At 65.4% G+C, this 15622-nt stretch carries 18 protein-coding genes; 11 read left to right on the top strand and 7 right to left on the bottom strand.

Going from position 1 to position 15622, the window contains the following annotated elements:
• Positions 1-49: 49 nt before the first annotated feature.
• The 4 genes from LB569_RS13170 (at position 50) to LB569_RS13155 (ending at position 3548) form a co-directional block, all read left to right on the top strand.
• A complete protein-coding gene (locus LB569_RS13170; RefSeq protein ID WP_224692674.1) occupies positions 50-532 on the top strand; it encodes a MucR family transcriptional regulator in 483 nt (160 codons plus the stop codon).
• A 125-nt stretch (positions 533-657) separates the two neighbouring features.
• Positions 658-1758: an aminotransferase class I/II-fold pyridoxal phosphate-dependent enzyme gene (locus LB569_RS13165; protein ID WP_224692672.1), complete on the top strand. Its 1101-nt coding sequence runs from the start codon at positions 658-660 to the stop codon at positions 1756-1758.
• A gap of 158 nt (positions 1759-1916) precedes the next feature.
• Positions 1917-3155: an MFS transporter gene (locus LB569_RS13160; RefSeq protein WP_224692671.1), complete on the top strand. Its 1239-nt coding sequence runs from the start codon at positions 1917-1919 to the stop codon at positions 3153-3155.
• A gap of 162 nt (positions 3156-3317) precedes the next feature.
• The gene (locus LB569_RS13155; protein WP_224537219.1) at positions 3318-3548 is read left to right on the top strand and encodes a hypothetical protein; all 231 of its coding nucleotides are present in this window, start codon (positions 3318-3320) and stop codon (positions 3546-3548) included.
• A gap of 39 nt (positions 3549-3587) precedes the next feature.
• On the opposite strand, the gene LB569_RS13150 is transcribed toward LB569_RS13155, so the two are convergent.
• The 6 genes from LB569_RS13150 to hemC all read right to left on the bottom strand — a co-directional run bounded on the left by LB569_RS13150 (position 3588) and on the right by hemC (position 9669).
• Entirely contained in the window at positions 3588-4304 is a 717-nt protein-coding gene (locus tag LB569_RS13150) for a glutamine amidotransferase (protein WP_224692670.1), read from the bottom strand.
• Positions 4305-4319: 15 nt separating this feature from the next.
• A complete protein-coding gene (locus tag LB569_RS13145; protein ID WP_140702758.1) occupies positions 4320-4799 on the bottom strand; it encodes a TerB family tellurite resistance protein in 480 nt (159 codons plus the stop codon).
• Positions 4800-4835: 36 nt separating this feature from the next.
• Positions 4836-6425, bottom strand: a complete 1590-nt coding sequence (locus LB569_RS13140; RefSeq protein ID WP_224692668.1) for a heme biosynthesis protein HemY — start codon at positions 6423-6425, stop codon at positions 4836-4838.
• 10 nt (positions 6426-6435) lie between these two features.
• A complete protein-coding gene (locus tag LB569_RS13135) occupies positions 6436-7914 on the bottom strand; it encodes a COG4223 family protein (protein WP_224692667.1) in 1479 nt (492 codons plus the stop codon).
• Between the two features lie 110 nt (positions 7915-8024).
• Entirely contained in the window at positions 8025-8741 is a 717-nt protein-coding gene (locus tag LB569_RS13130; RefSeq protein WP_224692666.1) for a uroporphyrinogen-III synthase, read from the bottom strand.
• A gap of 1 nt (position 8742) precedes the next feature.
• Positions 8743-9669, bottom strand: a complete 927-nt coding sequence (gene hemC, locus LB569_RS13125; RefSeq protein ID WP_140702766.1) for a hydroxymethylbilane synthase — start codon at positions 9667-9669, stop codon at positions 8743-8745.
• Between the two features lie 101 nt (positions 9670-9770).
• On the opposite strand from hemC, the gene tsaD reads away from it, so the two are divergent.
• The 7 genes from tsaD to LB569_RS13090 are packed head-to-tail and all read left to right on the top strand — an operon-like array spanning position 9771 to position 14544.
• A complete protein-coding gene (gene tsaD / locus LB569_RS13120; RefSeq protein ID WP_224692898.1) occupies positions 9771-10856 on the top strand; it encodes a tRNA (adenosine(37)-N6)-threonylcarbamoyltransferase complex transferase subunit TsaD in 1086 nt (361 codons plus the stop codon).
• A complete protein-coding gene (locus tag LB569_RS13115; RefSeq protein WP_224692664.1) occupies positions 10853-11884 on the top strand; it encodes an NAD(P)H-dependent glycerol-3-phosphate dehydrogenase in 1032 nt (343 codons plus the stop codon). Before tsaD ends, LB569_RS13115 begins: the two co-directional genes overlap by 4 nt.
• 19 nt (positions 11885-11903) lie before the next feature.
• Positions 11904-12200 (top strand): YciI-like protein, encoded by a 297-nt coding sequence (locus LB569_RS13110; RefSeq protein WP_140702772.1) that lies wholly within the window; start codon positions 11904-11906, stop codon positions 12198-12200.
• A 39-nt stretch (positions 12201-12239) separates the two neighbouring features.
• Positions 12240-12665, top strand: a complete 426-nt coding sequence (locus LB569_RS13105; RefSeq protein WP_224537203.1) for an EVE domain-containing protein — start codon at positions 12240-12242, stop codon at positions 12663-12665.
• Positions 12620-13345 (top strand): class I SAM-dependent methyltransferase, encoded by a 726-nt coding sequence (locus LB569_RS13100; protein ID WP_181173581.1) that lies wholly within the window; start codon positions 12620-12622, stop codon positions 13343-13345. Before LB569_RS13105 ends, LB569_RS13100 begins: the two co-directional genes overlap by 46 nt.
• 21 nt (positions 13346-13366) lie before the next feature.
• Entirely contained in the window at positions 13367-13783 is a 417-nt protein-coding gene (locus LB569_RS13095; protein WP_224692662.1) for a DUF1761 domain-containing protein, read from the top strand.
• A 14-nt stretch (positions 13784-13797) separates the two neighbouring features.
• Positions 13798-14544 carry a glycosyltransferase family 25 protein gene (locus tag LB569_RS13090; RefSeq protein WP_224692661.1) on the top strand — a complete coding sequence of 249 codons (747 nt, stop codon included), beginning with the start codon at positions 13798-13800 and terminating at the stop codon, positions 14542-14544.
• Positions 14545-14568: 24 nt separating this feature from the next.
• Here the strand turns inward: LB569_RS13090 and gcvA are convergent, their stop codons facing one another.
• Positions 14569-15501 (bottom strand): transcriptional regulator GcvA, encoded by a 933-nt coding sequence (gene gcvA, locus LB569_RS13085; protein ID WP_224692659.1) that lies wholly within the window; start codon positions 15499-15501, stop codon positions 14569-14571.
• Positions 15502-15622: the final 121 nt, after the last annotated feature.

Genomic DNA, 15622 nt, shown 5'->3' with positions numbered 1-15622 from the left:
TTGCGCATCATCCTTTTTGAAAACGGCCCCATTTTCGAGGTCATGCGCCATGGATGGAGGAAACAGATTGACCGACGAAAACAGCCACGCCAGCAAGACCCTCGACCTTCTCGAACTGACGGCCCATATCGTGTCGGCCTATGTCGAGAAGAATCGCCTGCCCGCGTCCGGCCTTGCCGAACTGATCGCCAGCGTCAGCGCCTCGATCAGCGGGCTGAGCCAGCCGGCGGCCCCGGTGGCGGCACCGCTGGTCCCGGCCGTCAACCCGAAGAAGTCGGTAACGCCGGATTTCATCATCTGCCTCGAGGACGGCAAGAAGTTCAAATCGCTGAAGCGTCACCTCGGCGTGCATTTCGGCCTGACGCCGGACGCCTACCGTGCCAAATGGGGCTTGCCGTCGGACTACCCAATGGTTGCCCCCAACTACGCCGCTTCGCGCTCCGAACTGGCGAAGTCGATCGGTCTCGGCCGCAAGGCCGCCGTGGTGGTGCCCGTCAAGGGCAAGGGCCGGAAGGCCAAAGTCCCGGCCTGAGCAATCCCGCCTGAGCCAATACTCAGGACGACTGGAACAGAAGCCTGCCGGCGAATCCGCCTTGGCAGGCTTCATGTTTTTGTGGCTTGGATAGGCCGGACAAGGTGCCTTGAGGGGGAGCTGATATGAACTACACCAGGATGGTGATCGAGAAGGAAGCGCCGGAGGAATACGGCTATGATCGTATCCGCTACAATCTCTCCGAAAGTTCGATCGCCGACCAGAAGCTTTCCGATATCGGCCTGTCGCTGCCCGACCTGACGCTTTTCTACGGCGAGCATCGCGGCGACAAGGACTTGCGCGCGCTGGTCGCGGCGCAGGATGCCGGCATCTCGCCCGATGATGTGCTGGTGACCGCGGGTGCCGCCGGCGCGCTGTTCATCATCTCGACCTCACTGCTGTCGGCCAGCGACCACCTCGTCGTCATCAGGCCCAACTACGCCACCAACATCGAAACGCCACGCGCCATCGGCTGTGCCATCAGCTTCATCGACCTTGCCTTCGAGGACGGCTTCGCCATCGATGTCGAGCGCATCAAGGCCGCGATGCGGCCGAACACCAGGCTGATCAGCGTCACCTGCCCGCACAACCCGACCGGCACCATGATGAGCCGCGCCGATCTCGACGCCCTGGTCGCGCTCGCCGACGCCGGCGGCTGCCATTTGCTGGTCGACGAGACCTATCGCGACCTCTCCTATGGACGGCGGCTGCCCTCGGCTGCCTCGCTGAGCAAAAAGGCGATCAGCGTCTCGTCGCTGTCGAAAGCCTTCGGCATTCCCGGCATCCGCATCGGCTGGCTGGTCACCAGGGATGCCGCCTTGCAGGAAAAATTCCTCGCCGCCAAGGAGCAGATCGGCATCTGCGGCAGCGTCATCGACGAAGGCATAGCGCGCGGCATGCTGGAGCGCCGGGACGCGTTCTTGGGAAAGCTGCTGCCCGAAATGGCCAGGCGCCGCGATATCGTCCAGGCCTGGATCGACCGCGAACCGCTGGTCGACTGGGTGCGGCCAGAGGGCGGTGTCGTCGGCTTCCCGCGCCTCAATGTCGAGCCCGGCTTCGACCTCGACCGGTTCTATGTCAGGCTGCTGGAAGACCATGGCACCTATGTCGGAGCCGGCCACTGGTTCGAAATGGAGAAGCGCTTCTTCCGCGTCGGCTTCGGTTGGCCGACGGAGGCCGAGTTGAAAGGCGGATTGGACGCCATTTCGGCTGCGCTGCGCGGGTAAATTCCGCGTGCGGAGGACGATGTGGATCGAAAGTCCCTTGATCCAGGCCTGAATTTAAAGCATATCCGCCCCGAACTTTATCCAGTTCCATTGGTCGAACAGCGCCCATCCGGGAAGTGCCCCGCGAGCCGATGCCCACCGCAACGGGGCCTCTTTCCATGATACCAGAACAAACCTTGCCGGAGCAGCGTTACGCGGCTTTCCGGCACAATGCCTTCCTCAGCTACTGGACGGCGCGCTTTCTCACCACCTTCGCGACCATGATCGTTTCCGTCGCCGTCGGCTGGCAGGTCTATGACCTGACACGCGATCCGTTCGATCTCGGCATTGTCGGCATCGTCCAGTTCCTGCCGGCGCTGCTTCTAGTGCTGGTGACAGGTGTCGTCGCCGACCGCTTCGGTCGCCGGCTGATCATGACCCTGGCGACATTGGTTGAAGGCGCCTGCGCGCTGGCTCTGCTTGTTCTGACCCTGCGCGGCCTTACCAGCCCGCTGCCGATCTTCGCCGTGCTGGTCATGTTCGGCATTGCCCGCGCCTTCTATGGCCCGGCCTCCTCCTCCCTGTTCGCCAATCTCGTGCCGCAGCGGGATTTCGCCAATGCCATCGCCTGGAACTCTTCCGCCTGGCAGACGGCAACGATTGTCGGTCCAGTCGCCGGCGGCTTGCTCTATGGCGTGTCGGCGGAAGTGGCCTATGCCACGGCGGCAGTCCTGATGCTCGCCGCCGCGGTGCTCATCTTCACCATTCCCAAGCCCGCGCAGCAGACCGCCACGGACAAGCCGACAATGGAAACGCTGTTTGCCGGCTTCCGCTACATCTGGAGCGAGAAGATCGTGCTCGGCGCCATCTCGCTCGACCTCTTCGCCGTGCTTCTGTCCGGCGCCTCGGCACTGCTGCCGGTCTATGCCCGCGATATCCTGCAACTCGGCCCCTGGGGCCTCGGCCTGCTGCGCTCGGCACCGGGAATCGGCGCCATCTGCGTCGCGGTATGGCTTGCCGGCCATCCGATCCGCGATCATGCCGGCAAGATCATGCTGAGCTTCGTCGCGGCGTTCGGCGCCTGCACTGTGCTGTTCGGTCTGTCGACCCTTACCTGGCTGTCGATCGTGGCGCTTGCCCTGCTCGGCGCCACCGACATGTTCAGCGTCTACATCAGGGAAACGCTGATCCAGCTCTGGACGCCGGATGAGGTGCGCGGCCGCGTCAACGCCGTCAACCAGGTCTTCGTCGGCGCCTCCAACGAAGTCGGCGAATTCCGCGCCGGCACCATGGCGGCGCTGATCGGCACGGTTCCGGCGGTGGTCATAGGCGGCATCGGCGCCGTCGCGGTCGCCGGCCTGTGGGCCTATCTGTTTCCGGCGCTGCGGAAGGTGCAGCATCTCAACAGCCGAAACTGATTGGCATCGCGCTTCGCCGCCGGCTGCCACGGTTGGGAATTGTTTGACATCTGCCTTTGCAAGTTCGAAGCAACGCTGTAGTCGCTTTGCAAAACCGGGGCGCATCGGCGCAGCCGCGACTCTGTGCCAAGCCGCCGCCCAACCAACCAAAGGACGATACAAGTGAGCGAACCGACCGTGGCCGAAGCGACTGAAAATATATATGCGTCGCTCAGAGCGGACAATGCCGACATCGACGCCCATATCGCGGCGCTCAAGGCAGCGCTGACGCGCGAGGGGATAAAACAGGCGGTGTTCGATCCTGCCAAATTGGCGCAGAGCAACCGCTCGGGCCGCAAGTTGATGCAGGCCTATTTTCGCCAGCGCGGCGTGAGCGTGAGCTTTTCGGACTAATTTTCCCCCTGCGAAAGCCGAAAGAGCACTGGTTCGGTTTTAACGCGCCACCGGCCCGCCAAAGATCATCCGCAAGAACTCGTCCAGCCAGCGCTTGAGGTGCATGTCCCAGATCAGCCGGCCGCCGAGATGGTCGCGGCCGGGCTGGGCGCCGGGCAGTTCGAAGCGGTGCGCGCCGCGCACCACCCAGCGCTGCATCATCACCCTGGTCAGTTCGCCGTGGAACTGGATGCCCCAGGCATTGTCGCCATAGCGGAAAGCCTGGTTGGGATAGGTTTCGTTGGTGGCCAGCAGCGTCGCGTCGCCGGGCAGCGAAAAGCCTTCGCGGTGGAACTGGTAGACCATTTCGGGCCAGTGCATCAGTTTCCTGCCGGCTTCGGTCGCCTTGAGCGGATACCAGCCGATCTCGACCAGACCTTCGCCGTGCCCCTCGACCTTGCCGCCCAGATGATTGGCCAGCATCTGCGCGCCAAGACAGATGCCGAGCAGTGGCCGGTTTTCCCTGAGCGGGATTTGCAGCCAGTTGGTCTCGCGGCGAACGAACTCGTCCTCGTCATTGGCACTCATCGGGCCGCCGAACACCACCGCGCCGGCATGGCCATCCAGCGTTTCGGGCAAGGCATCGCCGAGCGGCGGGCGGCGGATATCGAGGTCGAAGCCTTCTTCCAGAAGCATGTGGCCAACGCGTCCGGAGCTCGAATTCTCCTGATGCAGCACGATCAGGATCTTTGGCTTCGACCTCGTCTGGCGTGGCATGAGACGGCGAAAATCCTATTCGTCCGAGGATGTTCCAGTGGCGCCCGGCGCATGTGCGGCCGCCTTGCGGCGCGCCTCCACCCGGTCATGACGCTCGACACCGATCAGCTCGGCGACACGCCACACCGTATTGTCCTCGAGTTCATGCAACTCGCCATCGGCGTAGACGATCTCCCACATCAGGCCGATGAAGGCCTTGCGCCCCTCGGCATCGAGATGCCGCTTGAGCACGCTGGTGAAGGCGTAGAGGTCAATCGCTTCGTTGTCGGCGCGTTCACCGGCGGCGGCGAGCGCCTCGAGTTCGGCACCGCTGATCGAATAGCTCTGCGCCAGCACTGCCTTGAAGCGCTCCCATTCGACATCCTGGCGTACGCCATCGGCATTCATCACATGGTAGAGCAGCGCCGAAGCCGCGACGCGCGGATCGTCCGTGCTGGTATGGCTGCCGGAGCCGGCCGGCAAATCCCTGAGAAACGACAGAACGCGCTCGAACATCAATTCATTCCCAAACGGCCCTATGGCCAACCCAAATCAGAACAGCCGGAACCGGCGTGGCGACTTCTCCGCCTCGTCGTCCGGATCGACGCCTGGATCGTCCGGCAGGCGCGCCAGCTCTTCCGCCGGCTCGACGGCCTCGGCATCCTCCGGCACCGCCGCGAACGCCGCCGCCGTGACCGGCGTGACGTGATCCTCCCGATTGTCGGCTTGCTTGCTCTCGCTTTCAGCGGCGGCATGATCGATGACGTCGATCGGCTTTTCCGGCTTGGCCGGCGCTTCTATGGCCACCACTGAAGCATCCGGCGCATCGTCGCGGCTGTCGATCAACTGCCCGAGCCGTTCCATCGGCGCGCGCCACTCGAAGGCGTCGAGCCGGCCAGTGACCGGCGATACCGGCGCCCAGCGCTCCGAAACGACGCCGTCGGCGACCCAGGCCGGGTCGCGCGGCGCCCGCACCGCCTTGGAAAGCAACTGCCGCACCTTGCCCTGGTCGCCGGTCTCCGCCTCCTCGATGTCGGCGAGCAGCAGATAGGCGCCCTCGCGACGGTCCATGCGGATCGCGGCCTCCGCTTCGCGGCGGGCGGTCGACAAATCCTGCGCGTCGAGCGCGGCGCGCGCCACCGTCATCGACGATTCGGCGTGGTTCTTCTTCATCTCCTGCAGCTTCCTGGCCCGGTTGAGCCGGTCCAGGACCGCGTCGCCCGGGCGGGCGTGGGTATAGAGTTCCGCGATCTCCGGATGCGGCTCTGCTCTCCACGCCGTCTCCAGGATCTTGGAGCCCTTGCGCACGTCGTTCTGCTTGAACAGCGCTGCGGCGGCGGCAACGGCGGCTGGGGCGAAATCGGGGGCGAGTCTGTTGGCCTCGATCGCCGCTGTCCGGGCGGCAGTGGGATCGCTGTCGGCGAGCGACTGTGCCTTGGCCGTCAACAGCACGGCGCGGCGACGGTTGGCGGCGTCGCGTTCGATCTGCCGCGTCGACTTCTGCGCCTCGACCAGTTTCAGGGCGCCGTCCCAGTCGCCGCGCGCGGTCAGTTCCTCCAGCGTCGATTCGGCCGCCCACGCCAGTTGCGGCGCCACCGCGGCGGCACGGCCGGCATAATGCCGGGCGGCGTTGCGGTCGCCCAGGCGTTCAGCCTCGAGATGGAGCCCGCGCAGGCCAAGCAGCCGCATTTCGGGGTCGTCGAGCATGCTCTCGAATTTTTGCCGCGCGCCCTCGTGATCGCCTTCGAGCAGCGATGCCTGCGCCTCGAGCAGGTGGATCAGCGGCTCCTGGTCGGAACGGATCAGCTTGGCCGCCTCCTTGGTCTTCTTGCGGGCCAGCGCCCCGTCGCCGGCGCCGGCGGCGATCATGCCGGTCGACAGCGCCTGGTAGCCACGGTCGCGGCGGCGCACGCGGAAATAGCGCGAGATGGTGTAGGGGCTGTTCCACAGCGACTTGATCAGCCACCAGACGATCATCACCGCGGCGACGATGGCGACGACCGCGACGGCGGCAACCATCAGGCTGACCTGATACTGATAGCCGTTGAAGGTGACGACCATGTCGCCCGGCCGGTCGGCCAGCCAGGCAAAGCCCAGTCCGAGCGCGAAGACGACGACGAGGAAGGCGAGCAGGCGGATCATCGTGTTGCCCTCATGCCTTCATCGCGACGGAGATCAGCGCGTCGACCTGGGTTTCGACCTCGATGCGTGCCTTCAGTTTGCCGGCGAAGTCGGCGCCCGCCGCCTTCGCGGCTTCCGGCAGCGTGTCATATTCGCCGAGCGCCTTGGCATAGTCACCCTGGGTGACCGCGACCTCCATGCGCGCCACGGTTTCCGGCGCGCCTTTGCCTTCCACGGCCCCGATCGGCCGGACCTTGACCAGCGATTCGGCACTCGCCATCAGATTCTGCAAAAAGCCGGCATTCTGGTCGACCGGCGTGGCGGCGGCGACCATGGCGTTGGCGGCCGCATCCATCTGCGAGGCGATCTCGGTGCGGGTCGGCACGCCCTTTTCGGCATAGGGGCGCAAGGTCGCGAGCTCGGGTGCGTTGGGCGAAATCGCGGCCAGCGTATCGAGTTCGGCCGAAAACGGCGCACCACGGTCGAGCGCCGACTTCAGTGCGGAAGCCGCGATGGCGAGCGCGATCTTCGGCTGCGACGCCTGTGCATCGACCTTGCCGGAAAGCTGCGACAGCGACTGTTCGAGTGCCGAGAGACGGCCTTCCTGGTTCTTCGCCGCCTCCCCTGTCGATTTCACCAGCGCATCGAGGCCCGCCAGCTTTTCATTGAGCGGCCCGAGATCGACGGGAGCAGCACTGCCCGCCTTGCCTAGCGCCGCGACCGCGGTTTCTATCTGCTTGACCTTGTCGCCGAGAGCGGCGAGCCCGGCATTATCGCCGGCGCCGCCCTGTTCGACCGCCGATTTCAGCGCCGCGACGTCGCTCTTGACCTGATCGAGCGCCGACGACAGGCCGTCGACCTTGGCCGAAGCACCGCTGCCGCCGCCGGCTTCCCTCATGTCCGCGATTTCGCTCTTCAACGACGCAATCTCGCCATTGACGCCGTCGAGCGAGACACCAGCGCCGGAACCCGGCGCGCCGAGCAGGCCGGCGACTTGCAAGCCGCCCGCGCCGACCAGCGCGATGACACCACCGATGATGCCGGCGGCAATGCCGTTGAGGCCGCCACGCTTCGGCTGCCCTGCCATGGTTTCGCTCCTTGCGTCGGTTTTCCCCGTAGCCGCCTTGGTCTCTCCGGTCTTTGTGCTTGCGTCCTCGAAATTGTAGTCGGAAGCCCTGGCACGGTCGGGCGGCGCGTCCGAACCGGGATAAGGCAACTCCGGCTCCTCGGATTTGCCCTGGGCATCCGCAGGCGCATCCGCACCGGCCTGCGATCCGGCGGCATCGGCATGCTCCCAGGGTTCGAGATCGGTCTGGTCGGCATGCACGGGCTCTTCCGGCGTCTCTGGCCGCGAAGCGTTCGCGGCCTCCTCCGCGTTCGCCTCGTCGGTCTGGGCGGCATCCTTGGCAGCATCCTCGTCGACGATGCGCGACACGGCGCCCGGCTCCAGATCGATGGTCACCGGCTCGCGGCGGCCTTTCGAGTGTCGCATCTTCGGCGTCTTGACCATGCATGGGCTCCGCAAAATTCGCTTCGTCTCAACGCCCGGCGGCGCGTGATGGTTCTAAAAGGGTCTAGCACATCACCAAGCGGTGAAAAGGGGCGGTGTGATGACGCGGTTCAGGGCCATGCCCGCAAAAGCCTCAGCAGCGCCTCCTCGTCGGGCCGTGCGGCAATGCGCATCGCTTTGCCGGCGCTGTCGCCGAAGGCGGCTGCTATGCGCGCTGAAAGGGCGAAAAACCGTGTTCTTTCAAAGATTTTTTGCAAGGCAGGCCGTTTGGCAAGGCTCTGCATCGCTGCCGCCGCCGTGGCCGAATAGAGCAGCACCGCATCGACCGGTTGGCCGGACAGCCGCGCGAGGATGGCCTCGTCCTGATAATCCACCGCCGCTGTGTCATAAGTCTCGATGGCCTCGACGCGGACTCCGGCCGCTTCCAGCCTCCGCTCGAACAGGGGAAAGCGCACGCGTCCGCAGAGATAGGCGATTGCCTCGCCGGGAAAAGCCGCGGCAAGGCCGTCGGCCAGCGGCCCGGCATCGCCGGGACCGTCAATGACGGACGCGAAACCCGCCTCGCGCGCGGCCTCTGCGGTCCTGGCGCCCACGGCATGGCAAGGCAGCGCGGCAAGCGCCGCGACAATGCCCTTAGAGGCATGGCGCACGGCGTTGGCGCTGGTGATCGCGACCGCCGCGGCATCCTTGGGGATCAGTCCGGCATCGACCGGCAAAGCCACGGTTTCGGTCAAGGGCAGGAGAAGCGGCTGAAAGCCCGCCTCCTGAAGCCGCCGCGCCGTGCGCGAGGCGCCCGGTTCCGGTCTTGTCACCAGGACGCGAAGCATTTCAGAGCCAGCCGTCGAAGAACTTCTCGCCGGCCTTGGCCCGCACCGTCCTTGCGGCCTCATCGCCGATGCGTGAAGCATCCTCGGCCGCCCCCTGCAACTCGACCGTATGCGACTGCGTGCCGTCGGGCGAGATGATCAGCCCGGCGAAAGACAGCTTTCCGGCTTCGATCGCCGCATAGCCGGCGATCGGCGTACGGCAGGAGCCGTCGAGCGCCGCCAGGAAGGCGCGCTCGCAGGCAAGCGCCTGTCCCGTCGGCACGTCGTGGATCGCCACCAGCATCCTTTCGACATCGCGGTCGCCAATGCGCGTCTCGATGCCGATCGCGCCTTGTCCGGGCGCCGGCGGAAAAATGTCAAGCGGCATCAGGTCGGTGGCGACATGCTCCAGACCCAGCCGTTTCAGCCCGGCATAGGCGAGGATGGTGCCGGCGGCGACGTCTTCGTCGAGCTTGCGCAGCCGCGTCTGCACATTGCCGCGGAACATCACCACGTCCAGATCCGGCCGCATGCGGCGGATCAGCGCCTGGCGCCTGAGCGACGAGGAGCCGACCTTAGCGCCCTGTGGCAGCCCGGCGATGGTCTTTGCCGCCTTGCCGACAAAGGCGTCGCGCGCGTCCTCGCGCGGCAGGAAAGCGGAGAGTTCCAGGCCGTCGGGCAATTGTGTCGGCATGTCCTTGGACGAATGCACGGCGAGGTCGATCGCGCCGGCGAGCAGCGCTTCCTCGATCTCCTTGGTGAACAGGCCCTTGCCGCCAGCTTCCGACAGCGGCCGGTCCTGGATGCGGTCGCCGCTGGTCGAGATGACGACGACCTCGAAGGCCTGCGCCGGCAGCCCATGCGCGGCCATCAGCCGCGCCTGCGTTTCATGCGCCTGCGCCAGTGCCAGCGGGCTGCCGCGTGTTCCTATTTTCAAGATTGTTTGCATGGCGCGCGGTCCGTGATAACCCCCGGCTGGCTTTGCGTTTCCGGGCACTCTCCTAAACAGGAACGCCCGGCTACACAATCTCTGGAGACAGCGACGAATTGATCCGCGTTCTGGGCATTGAGACGAGTTGCGACGAGACCGCCGCCAGCGTCGTGGCGCTGGAGGGCGATGCCGCGCCGAAAATCCTGTCCAACATCGTGCTCTCCCAGATCGAGGAACATGCCGCTTTCGGCGGTGTCGTGCCCGAGATCGCCGCGCGCGCCCATGTCGAGGCGCTGGACGGCATCGTCGAGGCAGCACTCGCCGATTCGGGCGTTGCGCTGGCCGATATCGATGCGATCGCGGCGACCGCCGGGCCAGGCCTCGTCGGCGGGCTGATCGTCGGCCTGATGACGGCCAAGGCAATCGCGGCCGCGACGAACAAGCCACTGATCGCCGTCAACCATCTCGAAGGCCATGCCCTGACCGCGCGGCTGACCGACGGGCTCGAATTCCCCTATCTCTTGCTGCTGGTTTCAGGCGGCCACACGCAGATCCTCGCCGTGCGCGGCGTCGGCGATTACCAGCGCTGGGCCACCACCATCGACGACGCGCTCGGCGAAGCCTTCGACAAGACCGCCAAGATGCTCGGCCTGCCTTATCCCGGCGGTCCCAATGTCGAGAAGGCGGCGCTGTCGGGCGACCCCTCGCGCTTTGCCTTCCCCCGGCCGATGAAGGGTTCGGCGCAGCCAGACTTTTCCTTTTCCGGCCTGAAGACGGCCGTGCGCCAGGCCGCGACGGCGATCGAGCCCTTGAGCGACCAGGACGTCGCCGACATCTGCGCCTCGTTCCAGGCGGCGGTCGCCGATGCGCTCGCCGACCGCGTTTCTCGCACCCTGGCACGCTTTCGCGAAACATTCCCTGGCACGAAAAATCCGGCGCTGGTTGTCGCCGGCGGCGTCGCCGCCAACCGCACCATCAAGGCGACCCTGGAGCGGCTTTGCACTGACGCCGGCTTCACCTTCGTCGCGCCACCGTTGAAGCTGTGCACCGACAATGCCGCGATGATTGCCTGGGCCGGCATCGAGCGGCTGCGCGAAGGCATGGCGCAGGAGAACGGCTTCGATTTCGTGCCGCGCTCGCGCTGGCCGCTCGACAGCATCTCGACGCCAATGATCGGCTCGGGCCGGCGCGGAGCCAAGGCATGACCGATCGAGCCGTGACGGGGGCGGGCACGGACAGTCCCGGCAAGAGCAGCTGGCATGTCGCCGTGCTCGGCGGCGGCGCCTGGGGCACGGCGCTTGCGCTCGCCATGCTGCGCGCCGGCCATGCCGTGCGGCTGTTCGCGCGTGACCCTGAAATCGTGACCGCGATCGCTCGCGGCGAGAACCCGCGCTATCTGCCCGGCATCGCCATCGTGCCCGGCATCGAGGCGACCAGCGACATCGAGGCGGCGCTCGCCGGGGCCGATTGCGTGCTGGCGGTGACGCCGGCGCAGGCGTTGCGGGCGACGCTGGCGGCCGCCCGAGATCATATGCCGCCTGGCATTCCGCTCGTGCTTTGCGCCAAGGGCATCGAGCGCGACACCGGCGCCTTGCTGTCGGCGATTGCCGCGGAAATCCTGCCGCGAAATCCGGTCGCCGCACTGTCGGGGCCGAGCTTTGCCAGCGATGTCGCCCGCGGCTTGCCGACGGCGGTGGTGGTCGCCGCCGGCGACGAGACCCTGGCCGCCGACCTTGCCGCCCGTTTCTCTGCGGAAAACCTGCGCTGCTATTCCAGCGACGACCTGATCGGCGTCGAAATCGGCGGCGCCTTGAAGAACGTCTTCGCCATCGCCGCCGGCGCTGTCACCGGGGCCGGCCTCGGCGCCAGCGCCCAGGCCGCCATGGTGACGCGCGGCTTCGTCGAACTGCGCCGCATAGGTGCTGCCTTCGGCGCCAGGCCCGAGACTCTGATGGGGCTTTCCGGCCTTGGCGACCTGTTGCTGACCTGCTCGTCGGCGCAATCGCGCAATTTCGCCTACGGGCTGGCGCTCGGGCAAGGCAAGGCGCTTGCCGGACTGCCGCTGGCCGAGGGCGTGCCGACGGCGGCCATCGCCGCCCGCATCGCCGCCGAGCGCAACATCGACACGCCCATCATAGCCGCCGTGGCGGCCATACTGGATGGCACCATCACCATCGGCCAGGCCGTGACGGCGCTGATGACCCGGCCGCTGAAGACCGAGACCAACGATTGACGACCATCAGGAGAAAGACATGCTGTTTGCACTGATTTGCAAGGACAAACCCGGAAGCCTGCAGGTGCGCGTCGATACGCGGCCCGAGCATGTTGCCTTTCTCGAGGGGCTGAACGGCGACAAGAAACTGGCCTTTGCCGGTCCGTTCCTCGATGCCGACGGCAAGCCCAATGGCAGTCTCGTGGTCGTGGAGGCGCCCGATCTGGCGGGTGCGCAGGCCCTATCGGCAGCGGACCCCTATGCCAAGGCCGGGCTGTTCGAAAGCGTCGAAATCCGCCAGTGGAACTGGACGTTCAACAAGCCTGCGGCTAGTTAAATCACGTCGCCCGCGACTGGGCCGCTAGGAGGAGAAAAAATGAACTACTGGCTGTTCAAATCGGAGCCATTCAAGTTCTCCTTCGAGATGCTGAAAGCCAAGGGCAAGGCCGGCACGCAGTGGGACGGCGTGCGCAACTACGCCGCCCGCAACAACATGAAGGCCATGCAGGTCGGCGATCTCGGCTTCTTCTATCATTCCAATGAAGGGCTCAACATCGTCGGCATCGCCGAGGTCTGCGGATTGGCCCATCCCGACACGACGTCGGACGACCCGCGCTGGGAGTGCGTCGATATTCGCGCCTTCAAGGACGTGCCAAATCCGCCGACACTGGGAGACGTCAAGGCCAATCCGAAGCTTGCGGAAATGGCGCTGGTGCGGCTCGGACGGCTTTCCGTGCAGCCGGTGACGCCGGCCGAATGGAAGGAAGTCTGCCGCATGGGCGGCTTGACGCCGGCGCCGTGACGGCGCTCACCCCCGACAGCGCCAGGCAGTTCATTCTCGACAACACGGCGCTGATGGCGCCGCCGCATGTGCCCGGGATTCTTCTGCATCTCGCCGACGAAGCGCACGATCTCTGGCAACGGACCGAGGACGAACTGGTCGAAATCGGCCTGCCGCCACCCTTCTGGGCCTTCGCCTGGGCCGGCGGCCAGGGTCTCGCCCGCCATGTCATCGATAATCCCGATACGGTGCGGGGCAAGCGCGTGCTCGATTTCGCCTCGGGCTCCGGCCTGGTCGCCATCGCTGCCGCCAAGGCCGGTGCCGCGCAGGTAACGGCGGCCGACATCGACCCGTTCTGCGCCACCGCGATTCGCCTCAATAGCGAGGCCAACGGTGTTCCGATCGAATTCCTCGGCACGGACTGTATCGGCAGCGACGCCGGCTGGGACGTGATCCTGGCCGGTGACGTCTTCTATGACAAACCCTTCGCCGACCGGCTGATGCCGTGGTTTTCGGCGCTCAAACGGCGTGGCGCCGAGATCCTGATCGGCGATCCCGGCCGGTCCTATCTGCCGCGATCGGGGCTGGAGCCGCTTGGCGTCTATCAGGTGCCGGTGACACGGGCTCTAGAGGATGCCGAAGTCAAGCGTACGACCGTATGGCGCCTGCTTGACGCCATCGCCGAACAAGCGTTTCCATAAACCGAACAGGAGGGGGGATTCATGGATTTTTCCGGAGTGAACTGGATAGCGGTGGTCGCCGCCGCCGTCGTCGCATGGCTGTTCGGCGCCGCCTGGTACATGGCCCTGAGCAAGCCCTGGCTGAAAGCGGCCAAACTCGATCCGGCGACGATGAAGAAGTCGCCGCTGCCCTTCGTCATCTCCTTCATCGCCGAGCTGCTCATGGCCACCATCATGGCGCTGGTCGTCGGCGCGATGACGGGTGGCGAGCCGACCTGGCTCGCCGGGCTGATCTTCGGTTTCGTGCTGTGGCTGGGCTTTGTCGCCACCACGCTATCGGTCAACCACCGCTACGAGAATTTCGGCTGGGACCTGACCCTGATCGATGGTGGCCATTGGCTGGGCGTATTGCTGATCATCGGCGCGGTGATCGGCTGGTTCGGCGCCGCGGCAAGCTGAACGATGGTGATTTGATGCTGGCGGAAAATTCCGGATTTCCTCGCGACCTGGTGTTCACCCGTATCTGCCACGTCAAGCACGGCTACGAGGATAGGCGCCGCCACATCGTCAAGGAGTTCGAGCGGCGCGGTGTGCCGGTCTATTTCTACACCGACTGGGATCGGCCCGACATCACGCCGGAGATACGCGACGAATTGATCGCGCCCGGCTTTATCCATCCGGCGGCGGTCTCGCTGGCGCTCAAGCATCTTGGCATCTGGCGAGATTTCCTCGAGACCGACCAGCCCTATTGCCTGGTGTTCGAGGACGACGTGTTCCTTGCCCGCGACTTTGTCGCCAAGTTCCGGCAGGGGCTCTCCGAACTCGGCGATCCCAACCGCAAGGCCGTCATCTATCTCGGCAATGGCAGCAACTATTACACCCCGAGCTGGAAGCTGCGGAAGGGTCAAAGGCTCTATCCGGCGCTGCATGCAAGATGCGCCGATTCCTACCTGATTACGCGCCCCGTCGCCGAGGCCCGCTGCGCCTGGATCGAGCAAAACAAAATATCCACGGCGATCGATCACCAGATCGAGCAGATGGACGAAAAGCTCGGGGTTGAAATGCTCTGGTTCGAGCGGCCGATCGCCGAACAAGGCAGCGAGAACGGTGCCTTCCACACCTCCGTCGCCGGCAAGAAGCAGCCGCTGCTCTACAAAAGCCTGAAATGGAAGTGGAAGAAGTACACGAGGATGGTCTTCGGCCACAACGCCCGGTCCTGAATTGGCGTTGCCGGTCGCGGCGACCTACAGCTTGTCCGCTGTCCGCGTCCTGGCAACTTCCTCCAGTATCCACTCGCGGAAGGCAACGATGCGGGGATCGTCGACCATGGCCTGGGGATAGACCAGGAAATAGGCGAATTCCGGCGCAACCCTGATGCTGAGTTCGAAGGGCCGCACCAGCCGCCCCTCTGACAGGTCGTTTGCCACCATGGCGAAATCAGCGAGCGCCACGGCATTGCCGTCAAGCGCCGCCTGGACAGCATCCGTCGACGTGCCGAAGACGACCGTGCGGCTGTCGTCGAAATCGTCGACGCCGGCCGCCGCCATCCACATGCGCCAGTTCGGCCATGTCACGCCCTGGCGCGCCCATTCGATATGGGCAAGCGTATGGTTGAACAGGTCGCGCGGCTCGCGCAAAGGCGGCCCGGAGCTCAACAGGCTTGGGCTGCACACCGGAATGATGATGTTGTCGAACAGGCGGTGCGCGCAAAGCCCCGGATATTTGCCGGCGCCGAAGCGGATCCCGACATCGACGTCGTCGAGATCGAAATCGCGCAAGCCATAGGCAATGTCGAACCTCAGCTCGATGCCTGGGTGCTGTTTGCGGAAATTCTCGACGCGCCGCATCAGCCATTTCGCCGCGAATTGCGCGTCCAGCGTCACTTTCAGGAATTCGGTGCCGCGCGCCAGCTTGCGCGCCCGCATGACCGCCCGGCCAAGCAGGTCGAGCGTGTCGGTCGCCGCCTCGTACAGCACCGTGCCCGCCTCCGTCAGCCGGATGGTGCGGCTGGTGCGGGTGAACAGCACGAAGCCGAGCTGATCCTCGATTTCCTTGATCTGGTGGCTGACTGCGGCCGGGGTCAGCCCAAGCTCGTCGGCGGCGCGGGTGAAATTGAGGTGCCTGGCCGCCGCCTCCAGCGTCCTCAGCGCCCGCGTTCCCGGCAGAAGCGCCGCCATCAACGCGTAACCCGACCACAGCGGCCCATGGAGCCTCGATCCTCAAATAAAACTTGACGGTGAGAAAAGAACTACTCGTTTCCCGTTTGCTTTTCAATCGGGCATGATCGAAACATCAAAA

The sequence above is a fragment of the Mesorhizobium sp. BH1-1-4 genome, from assembly GCF_020165665.1.
GTDB lineage: Bacteria > Pseudomonadota > Alphaproteobacteria > Rhizobiales > Rhizobiaceae > Mesorhizobium.
The sequence above is the reverse complement of the archived record's forward strand: the minus strand, read 5'-3'. Positions and strand labels throughout refer to the sequence as shown.